This is a genomic window from Streptomyces aureocirculatus, assembly GCF_000720475.1.
Classification (GTDB): Bacteria; Actinomycetota; Actinomycetes; order Streptomycetales; family Streptomycetaceae; genus Streptomyces; species Streptomyces aureocirculatus.
Genome location: NZ_JOAP01000023.1, coordinates 110,800 through 119,459, shown reverse-complemented (window position 1 = coordinate 119,459; position 8,660 = coordinate 110,800). Strand labels below are relative to the sequence as shown.

Below are 8,660 nucleotides of genomic sequence, written 5' to 3'. Positions count from 1 at the left end.
CCATCGCGCACCTCACCTATGACGGTCCAGAGCCCGTGATCGACGAACTACTCGCCCTGTCTCGTTGATCCCACGCGAGTATCAGTTCACGACTATGAACGCAGGGGGCGTACCATCCCGTTCCTCTTGTTCCTGAGACACTCACGACGGCAACATAAGATGACGATCAGTGAGACACAGGAAAGTGCAGCCATAAGCAACGAAGTTCTGATCGATGAGGCGGTCACCGACGCCGAACGCACCGGCCGCTGCACCCTGACCAACGGCCGCTGGTACAGTCCCTACGACGACCGCTACGTCGAAGGCCCCCGCACCATCGACATCGACCACTTCGTCCCGCTCGCCGAGAGCTGGGACTCCGGCGCCAGCCGATGGACGCCCAAGGAGCGCCAGGCCTATGCCAACGACCTCGACGACTCCCGCGCGCTGATCGCGGTCACCGCTGTCAGCAACCGGTCCAAGGCCGACAAGGACCCGGCCCAGTGGGTGCCGCCCGCCGCTGGCTACGAGTGCACGTACGCCACCACCTGGGTCACGATCAAGACCAGGTGGCAGCTCGCCATCGACCCGGCCGAAGCCGACGCTCTCGCCAGCACGCTCAACGAATGCCCCAACGTGCCCGTGCGGGCCGAACTCGCACGCTGAAAACGGACCACACCCGCGTGAAACGCCGAGGCAGTCCGCACCGTCCCTCCACTTGCCCGGGCGGCCGGGGGCGGTAGCCGGGGCCCGGCACGGCCCGTCCCGGCGCGAAAGCTGGGACGGGCGGCCCACACCCGATGCTCCACCGCCGCTTGGCCCGCGACTGCGAGACCCACCCGCACCGCTCCGAAGTCATGATCCACCTCGCCATGACCGACCTCATAGCCCGCCGCCTCACCGGCGAGAGCACCATCTCTTGGCGCGACCCAACATCTCCGGATCAAATCTTCATACCAGGATGAAAAAACGGGAGAAAACGACCTCTTGGAGCCTGACGCTGTCAGGGATCTTGGCGATGACGGCCGGGCATGCCCTCAACCTCTCAATCTCCAAGATGCTCGACCTCGTCGCCTGTGATCAGCTCTGCGTCTCCTCGTGACGTTCAAGAGCGACCGCATCGGGTATGACGAGCAGCTTGCCGGTGGTACGCCGAGCCTCCAGGTCGCTGTGGGCTTGGGCGGCCTCGGCCAGAGGGTAGCGGGCCGTTACGGTGACCTCAAGCGCCTTGGAGCGCACCCAGTCGAACACGTCGGCGGCGCGTCGGAGTAGTTCGGACCGATCGGAGATGAAGTCCCCGAGGCTGGGGCGGATCAGGGTCAGCGATCCGCCGTGGGCGAGCCGAATTGGATCGAACGGTGGCACGGCACCGCTTGCCGCGCCGAAGAGCACGAGATGGCCGCGGGTTTGCAGGCTGGCGAGGCTTGCGCCGAAGGTGTGCGCGCCGACGCCGTCGAAGACAATGGGCAGTCCCTGACCGCCGTTGAGTCGCCTGACCTCGGCTGGGAGGTTGTCGACCGTGGAGGAAAGGATCACTTCGGCGGCCCCGGCACGTTTGGCCAGTTCGGCCTTCGCTGTGGTCGATGTCGTGCCGATCACTCTGCCGCCGAGATGAGTGATGAGCTGGGTCAAAAGTAGCCCCATGCCACCGGCGGCCGCGTGCACGAGTACCGTGTCGCCCCGCTGTACCGGGTAGGCGTCTTTGATGAGGTAGTGCGCGGTCATGCCTTGGAGGAGCACGGCGGCGGCTGTCTCGAAGCCGATGTCGGCGGGCAGCGGCACCAGTCGGGAGGAGTCCACGACGGCCCGCTCGGCGTACGTGCCGGGAATCTCCACCCAGCCGACCCGGTCCCCGACTGCGACGTCAGAGACGCCGGGTCCGACTTCGACGACCGTGCCGGCGCCCTCAGAGCCCGGAGTGAAGGGCAGCGGGAGGCTGTACCGGCCCTCGCGGTGGTAGACGTCGAGGAAGTTGACCCCGGATGCGGCGACCTCCACGACCGCCTCGCCCGGGCCCGGCCGCGGCTGGTCCACCTCGGCCTCCTGAAGCACCTCGGGACCGCCAACTTCATACACCTGAATCGCTCGCATGACCCCTCCAATATCGGCTCGTCTCCCACCAACCTCGTTGATGGCGATCCGATTCCTGGCAAGCAGGCCAGCCCGCCACCCCCGCCGAGAGCTGAGACGCCCGTGTGCACCTGGGTCTGGGACAGGAGACCGAGGCCGTCAGGGGCCGACCAGTGCGCCCCCGCCGCTTCCGCACCCCAGGGCGCAGCTCTGGCGTTCGCGAAACCGTTACCGGAAGGGCGTGATCCCGCCCTCCGCAGGAACCACAGAGGCCAGCTGAGCAGCGGAAATCCGCTGCAAGGGAAGGCGAGATCTATCTGTCGGCCATGCTCGACGAGCTCCACATCTGCAAGATTTTCGACAGCGTCAGGCTCTGAGCGTGTGCTGCGCCCGCCGGTCACAGTGTCAGGCGCGCATGCGCCGGTAGGCGGCCTGCACGGCCTCGATGTACAGAGCGAACTCTGCGGTCGTGTTCTTCCGGTTACCGGCGCTGGTGGCACCGTCACGGAAGAAGGCCGCCCTCTGAGCGGTCGACAGCTCAAGCTGGACGCCCTGGCCTGTGAGGTTCCGGTTGCAGATGTTGCGGGGATCGCGTCCGGCTCGTTCGGGGGCGGCGCCCGTGACGGGAAAGCCCGCGTGCTCCAGCGAGCGGGTGATCCACAGGCCGAGGTGTTCGTCGAGCCCCCCGACTTCGGTCACCTTGAGCGGGTCGTGGAAACCGTGCCACGACACCGTGCGCGTCATGTCGGCCTGGAGGGACAGGCACGTGGGCTCGTCGAAGCGGCTTGAGGTGATGTGGAGGGCTCGGTTCGATGCCTTCTTTCCTCGGAACGAGTAGAAGGTGTGGCTGTCGCCGGCGGCGGCACGAGCGGCTTCGGTGGTGCCGACCTCGATGCCACCCCCGTGGATGGCGATGTGCGACAAGTCCGAGGCGGGGACTCGGAGGACTTCGCGCGACCAGTCGATGCCTTCGGACTCGTGGGCGGCGAGATCCGCGAAGTTCTTGTACGTGTCGGTGACCGTCGCTCGGGGGAGGAGATTCACGGTGTGGCGGTGGGTCCGATGTAGCGGGCGTAGACGTCGAAGGTCTCTTCGTGGTCGTTTCTGATGGTGGCTTCGAACGCGCCGGCGGGACGGAATGCGGCGAGCTTGCCCGTGCGGATGCGGTGGGCCTGGTTGGAGGCCCGGTTGCTGTTGGGGTGCGTGTCCACGTGGGCCCACTCGGTGGGGCGGTCGCGGAGCACCTTGGCGGTCTCGTGCGTCGCGTGAGCGGACCGTTTGTCGGGCAGCGGGACGAAGCGGGCGTGCATCAGTGTTCTCCGGCGTGGGGCAGGGTGGCTTCGGCGAGCTGCCGGATGCGGGCAGACAGTTGCCATTGGTTGTCGGTGAGGTGCTCGCACAGGGCGTTGGCAAGGCGGGCGATCTCGGTGAGCCCCTGTTCTGGGGATTTGTCTCGTGCGTGAGGCGGGGGTTCCATCTCCGGCTCCTGGCGTATGGTCAGCGGTTGTTGCAGCGGCAGGTGTTGGTGATGGGGTTGAACCAGCTGTCGCATGAGCCGCACCAGCTGGCGCCGGGCATGGGCGGTATCTGGCTGGCCTGCTGGGAGCGGTTGTGCACGGTGTGGGGTTTCCTCGGTCAGAAGGTGTCGGGGAGTTCGGCACGGGGGCCGTCAGGGGCGAGGACAGTGACGATGTGATCAGGGTCCTTGGGGCGCCACAGCGCAGCCTCGAAGCCGCACGCCTGGAGGTGCTGGAGCCAGTCGCGCTGAGCGGGACGTATCCGCCCGGTGTCCGACTTGAATTCAGCGAAGATGGTTCGCTTGGCCTTGGGATGTCCGTAGACCTCATCGGGCCAACCAGCGTCACTGCGGCGAGAGTTGTGCGTGTGGTAGGTGAGCGTCCAGCCGCGAAGGGCGGCGATCTTACGGACGTGGCACCGGAACTGTTCTTCGGTCACGCGGCGCCCCGGCGTCGTGGTGTGACTGCTTCAAGGAGGGCGGCACGGTGGGCTTCGGCGTCCGGGTCGGGCTGCGGTTCGCGGTGATGCAGCGGTACTGGACGCGGGCTGCGGCGGTGGCGTTCCTTGAGGAGTTCGGGCAGCGGGCGCCGGGTCTCCTCCCAGAGGATCTCGTGGACCGGGCGCCCGTACCGCTCGGCGATGTGCGCCTGGTACAGGGCGTCGTCTGCTGCCGAGGGTGTCTCGGTGGGGTGGATGGCAGGCATCTGGTTCTCCATGGGTGGGCCGGGACCCGCTGGGGGCGGGTCCCGGCCGGAGGGGTGGCTCGTATCGGACGAGCCGTTCTGGGCGGGCTGGGCGCGGGGGGTCGCTGCCCGTCCAGAAGTCGGTTGGTGGTCGAGCCGTGCCCGGGCTCGATCACGTGAACGAACCTAACACGAGTTTCTATCGCGACCTATTTTGGAGTCAGTCGACGATCGCGAGTTCGTCGTCGTAGTAGGGCAGCGGCTTGTGCATGCCGTCCCGCAGGACCATGTTCAGCTGCTCGCCGAAGGGGACTGCTTCGGCGTAGCTGACGACGCGGCCGAACGGCCGCAGCTCGTCCTTGGTCTTGTGGGCGACGGGGGTGACGATGGTGTTCTTGTCGAGCGTCATGACGTGCTCCTATCGGCCGCTGTTGGCGAGAGAGTCGAGGGCAATGCCCCATTCGGCGGTTATGGGTTCGTCGATCGTGAAGCCTGATGCGCGATCCTCGAAGGTCGTGGCCCGCCAGTACTCCGGTCCGCCGTTCATGGGGCGCTCGAAGTGCTGCACGCCTCCTTCCGGCAGAGGGATGGCGAGGCGCATGAGTCCCAGCTCCGTCGAGCGGATGACGTGCAGACCCTTGGCGAGGGCTTCGCAGGCGATGCCGTCTCCCAGATTCATGATGCAGTTCCTTTCGTCGTGACCTATTAGGGGTCAGGTGAGTGCGGCGTATCCGTCGCAGGTGGGGCAGGTGTCGCCGCTTTGGGGGTGCGTCCCGTCGGTGCAGTGCGGGCAGGGAAGATGGCGGCCGGAGCCGTGGCAGTGCTCGCATTCCCGCGCCCGCTCGAAGGGGCCGTGGCAGTACGTGACCATGCCGGAGCCTTCGCACTCCCCGCATTCGGGTGCGAGTACGCCGAGCGCGTCGAAGGCGTCGACGGGTGCGATGGTGGGCATGCTTCCTCTTTTCGTTCCGGCCCCGCCCGGCAGGCGGGCCCCTCTTCCTGATGTGATAATTCTACTCTCTTCAGGGTGGGTGTCTACTTCGGTACTGCGACCTACCCACGCAACCCGCCCTGCACTTCCTGGAGTTGGGCCACGTTGAACAAGTTCTGCTGCGTGAAGCGATCCACGGGCCCCTCACTCGGCCCTGAGCCGCAGTGCGCCAAGTGATCGGCGACCGTCCACCGCAGCCACTGCGGGGCGGTTCCGGAATCACCTCCAGGCGTGCGACCGGGTGTTGAGGAGGACCGTCGCATCACGCTCGTGTCCAAGAGCAGAAGATGAGGCTTCACCCGATGCACGGTGCCGTCCTCATGGACCCACACATCACAGACCTCGCAGTCCGCGCGGATCAGCATGGCCAAGCGGTGGATGTCCCCCCACCCTGGGTGCAAACCACCCGGCTTCACCCACAGGCATGTGCCCGGCCCGACATCACCGGGCCCCGAGGGCACGTGGTTGAACGGCGGGCACTGACGCCGTTTACGGCGCGGCTTGGGCGGTCTCGCCGGCGGGTAATGAGGGTGCGCCCGGGGGTACTGACGGATTTCCTCCGCCTGGGCCCTCAGCTTGTCCGCCGGGCTGTAGCAGGGCGGCCCGGTGTGCCAGCTGCGTGGCAGTCTCTTCTCCCAGAACGTCGGAGATCCGCCCTGGCAGCGGCCCTGAGTCAGGTAGGGGGAGGCGGTGCTGCACGGCCATGGCGTGCGGCACGAGCGGCAGGCCCACGGCGAAGCCGCCGAGTCAGGGAGGTGTTCCCCCGGCAGGTAGCTCGGGGGCGGCGGCACGTACGTGGCCATGTGCTCACTCCTCCGTGTGCGCGAGCAGCGCCGCCGCCGCACCGCGTATCTGCGCCGGTGTCCAGGTGGAACCGTCGAACGACAACTGGGCAAGCCGGGTCCGCTCTTGCCGCAGCACGAGTGTGCACGCGCCCCAGTGGGAGTCGAGCTCCAGATGCCGGCTGCGGACAGCGCCGTGAGGCGGATGCAACTCCGTGGGGTGCAACGGGAGAACACCGTCATCGACCACGGCCGGGACGTGATGGCCGATCACATTGAGCAACCGCCCGTCGCTGTGGAGGCAGCGGCCGAAGCACGTGAGCAGGGCGGCTCTCGTCGTGCCGACGACGAAGGCGTGCCGGGTCGACGAAGGGCGCTGCCGGGCCCGGACCTGCACGTGCGGGGTGCAAGCGTCGGGTGTGCGGTGCAGCCAGAAACCGTTTCCGATCTCGTCGCGGTAGGTCCGGCCGAGTTCCCAGCCTTTGAGGTGACGCAGGCTGAACCAGTTCCATATCTGCCCGTGGTCGCGATAGCAGGCGTCGTCCGGGTCGTCCGTCATCCACAGGCGGGTGGTCGGTGCGGCTGAGAGCGCGGAGCTGTCGGGGTACCTGGTGTCGATGCGGACCAAGACCTTGGCCGCGTTGAACGGAACCGGGCGCGGCGACGCCGAGAGGGGGTGGTTCAGCAGGGAGCAGGTCTCGCAGGCCCCCGCTCGCGGGCAGGAGCCGAAACCGCCCCACCGTGCGCGTCGCGTGTCGTAGCTCTCGAAGAGGGTCGCATATGAGGTGGGGCGCAGAGCGCACTGCGCCCCGCCTGCTCCCATGTGTGCGTTGAGGCTGAGGCGGTTGTACCCCTTGCCGTCCCGCGGGCGCTCGGAGGTGGGTTCGTGCAGGTAGATGGGCATGAATGCTCGTTCCTGTCGGGAGTTGGGCATCAGCGATCCGGGGAGCTGTCGCAGGGCAGGCCGCGGAAGGCGGCCAAGGCCCTGTCGGCTCCGTGTGGAGGGTTAGAACAGCTCGTCTTGGCCTTCGACGTCACCGGCCTTCACGGTGGGCTTGCGGGAGGGGCGTCTGTCCGGGACGACTTCGCCGAAGAGGGCTTCGGTGCCGTAGGCGTCGGGTCGGGCAGGTGTGCGTGCAGGCGCCTTCACGGGCAACAGGTTCTGGGCGTCGCGGTCGAAGTCGGGGCGCCACATGTCGCGCCAGTTCTGGCCGGTGCTCACGCCCGATCTCCTCGGCTGGAGGCGTTGAGGACCGCGTCTGCCCAGTCGTGCATGAGGGCGGTCGCAGCTCGGCCCGCTGCTTCGCCACGCGGCAAGCCGTCCTCGAGGTGCTTCAGGTAGCGGATCGCGGTGACGTCCAAGGCGTTGGAGGAGGTGAAGGCTTTCGCCAGGCGTTCGATGTCCACTCCGTGTACGTGGTTGAGGGCCTGGGCCGCGAGCGCGGCGATCATGCCCACGTCTTCGCCGAGCAGCTCGGCTTGGACGGGGGTGAGGGGTGCGCTGAAGCGCATGACTAAGCAGCCTTTCGGTGCGGTGTATGAGGCGAAGGGGCACGGCATGCGGTCGTGCCGTGTGTGAGGGGGGCGGGCAAGGGGAGCCCGCCCCCCCGGAGCGTGGTGGTCAGGCGGCAACCAGTTCGCGGTCCGCGCTGTCCTCGGTGGAGCTGTCGGCTTCCGCCTCCGGATTGACGCTGACCAGCTCGCGGGCTTCGGCGTGTGCCTTGGCCTGCTTGAGCTGCCACCGCGCTTTGGTCAGCGACTCAGCGACCCGGTCCAGCTGGTCCAGCCGTGCACCGACCTGGGTCTCCAGCGTTTCCGCGAGCATCAAGGGCTTCGTCCTGGCGATCTCGTCCAGGAGTTCGCGGACCTGCTCGATCTTGTCGAGCGTGCTGCGGGTCTTCTTCTGCGCGGCGGCGCGTTCGGTGCGCTGCTCCTCGGTCATCTCCTCGACGACCAGGAGGACGGCTTGGTCCTGCTGCTGCTTCATCGCGTAGGCGAAGTGGACGATCTCGTTGTCCGCAGCGAACTCGCCGCGTACGAACTTGCTCAGCACGGAGCCCTGGTTGGCGAAGTTCAGCGCGGCGATCTGCACCGCTGCCTGCGTGCCGATCTTCCCGTCCTGCACCAGTTCCTGAATCTCGATACGCAAGTCGAGCAGGGCCAGGCGCAGCTTCACGTACGTGGCGGTCTTGGCGAAGTCGGAGGCGACGGTCTCGATCGTCGCGCCTTCTTCCTCGTCGAGGATCCGCTGGTAGCCGTGGGCCTCCTCGAACGGGGTCATGTCCTCCCGGGTGACGTTCTCCGACATGGACCGCTTGAACCGCTGGAGTTCGTTCTTCTCCGAGATGATCGTGGCGCGGATCTTGGTGCGGCCGAGGATCTGGTGTGCGCGCCAGCGGCGCTCACCGGCGACGATCTCGTAGCCGCCGCGCTCGTTGTCGGGGCGCACCTCGATGGCCTGCATCAGACCGTACTTGTCGATCGACGTGGCCAGCTCGTTCAGCGCGTCCTCGTTGAAGTACTCGCGCGGCTGGCGCGGGTTGCGGTGGATTTGGCTCATCTTGAGGACGCGCTGCACGGGGTGCTCCTTGAAGTAGGTGGTGAGTTTCCCTGCCCTCACCTTCTACCTAAATTCTA

The 8,660-nt window shown here is 67.1% G+C and carries 14 protein-coding genes and 1 pseudogene; 2 read left to right on the top strand and 13 right to left on the bottom strand.

Annotated features, from left to right (window positions below):
- Positions 1-159: 159 nt before the first annotated feature.
- A complete protein-coding gene (locus tag IG78_RS0122520) occupies positions 160-645 on the top strand; it encodes an HNH endonuclease family protein (RefSeq protein WP_078965387.1) in 486 nt (161 codons plus the stop codon).
- A 134-nt stretch (positions 646-779) separates the two neighbouring features.
- A pseudogene (locus IG78_RS51550) lies at positions 780-944 on the top strand (IS5 family transposase); the annotation flags it as partial.
- A gap of 115 nt (positions 945-1,059) precedes the next feature.
- Here the strand turns inward: IG78_RS51550 and IG78_RS0122515 are convergent.
- The 13 genes from IG78_RS0122515 to IG78_RS44205 form a co-directional block, all read right to left on the bottom strand.
- A complete protein-coding gene (locus IG78_RS0122515) occupies positions 1,060-2,070 on the bottom strand; it encodes a quinone oxidoreductase family protein (protein WP_030566011.1) in 1,011 nt (336 codons plus the stop codon).
- A gap of 384 nt (positions 2,071-2,454) precedes the next feature.
- On the bottom strand, positions 2,455-3,093 hold the full coding sequence (locus IG78_RS49360; protein ID WP_037685950.1) for a poly-gamma-glutamate hydrolase family protein: 639 nt from the start codon (positions 3,091-3,093) through the stop codon (positions 2,455-2,457).
- Positions 3,090-3,359: a hypothetical protein gene (locus tag IG78_RS49355; protein ID WP_030566008.1), complete on the bottom strand. Its 270-nt coding sequence runs from the start codon at positions 3,357-3,359 to the stop codon at positions 3,090-3,092. Before IG78_RS49355 ends, IG78_RS49360 begins: the two co-directional genes overlap by 4 nt.
- On the bottom strand, positions 3,359-3,526 hold the full coding sequence (locus IG78_RS49350) for a hypothetical protein (RefSeq protein WP_157855852.1): 168 nt from the start codon (positions 3,524-3,526) through the stop codon (positions 3,359-3,361). The genes IG78_RS49355 and IG78_RS49350 overlap by 1 nt, the downstream gene beginning before the upstream one ends.
- Before the next feature lie 158 nt (positions 3,527-3,684).
- The gene (locus tag IG78_RS46160) at positions 3,685-4,005 is read right to left on the bottom strand and encodes a VRR-NUC domain-containing protein (RefSeq protein ID WP_078965383.1); all 321 of its coding nucleotides are present in this window, start codon (positions 4,003-4,005) and stop codon (positions 3,685-3,687) included.
- Positions 4,002-4,271 (bottom strand): hypothetical protein, encoded by a 270-nt coding sequence (locus tag IG78_RS0122495; protein WP_157855851.1) that lies wholly within the window; start codon positions 4,269-4,271, stop codon positions 4,002-4,004. Before IG78_RS0122495 ends, IG78_RS46160 begins: the two co-directional genes overlap by 4 nt.
- Positions 4,272-4,470: 199 nt before the next feature.
- Complete coding sequence (locus tag IG78_RS0122490) at positions 4,471-4,659, bottom strand: hypothetical protein (protein WP_030566002.1); 189 nt, start codon at positions 4,657-4,659, stop codon at positions 4,471-4,473.
- A gap of 9 nt (positions 4,660-4,668) precedes the next feature.
- Positions 4,669-4,929, bottom strand: a complete 261-nt coding sequence (locus tag IG78_RS0122485) for a hypothetical protein (RefSeq protein WP_030566000.1) — start codon at positions 4,927-4,929, stop codon at positions 4,669-4,671.
- Positions 4,930-4,962: 33 nt separating this feature from the next.
- Positions 4,963-5,202 (bottom strand): hypothetical protein, encoded by a 240-nt coding sequence (locus IG78_RS0122480; protein WP_030565998.1) that lies wholly within the window; start codon positions 5,200-5,202, stop codon positions 4,963-4,965.
- Between the two features lie 846 nt (positions 5,203-6,048).
- Complete coding sequence (locus IG78_RS44210) at positions 6,049-6,927, bottom strand: hypothetical protein (RefSeq protein WP_051852849.1); 879 nt, start codon at positions 6,925-6,927, stop codon at positions 6,049-6,051.
- Positions 6,928-7,029: 102 nt separating this feature from the next.
- Positions 7,030-7,245, bottom strand: coding sequence for a hypothetical protein (locus IG78_RS42525; protein ID WP_225882180.1), 216 nt, complete (start codon positions 7,243-7,245; stop codon positions 7,030-7,032).
- Complete coding sequence (locus IG78_RS0122460; RefSeq protein WP_030565992.1) at positions 7,242-7,535, bottom strand: hypothetical protein; 294 nt, start codon at positions 7,533-7,535, stop codon at positions 7,242-7,244. The genes IG78_RS42525 and IG78_RS0122460 overlap by 4 nt, the downstream gene beginning before the upstream one ends.
- A 109-nt stretch (positions 7,536-7,644) precedes the next feature.
- The gene (locus IG78_RS44205; protein ID WP_157855850.1) at positions 7,645-8,643 is read right to left on the bottom strand and encodes a ParB/RepB/Spo0J family partition protein; all 999 of its coding nucleotides are present in this window, start codon (positions 8,641-8,643) and stop codon (positions 7,645-7,647) included.
- Positions 8,644-8,660 lie beyond the last annotated feature (17 nt).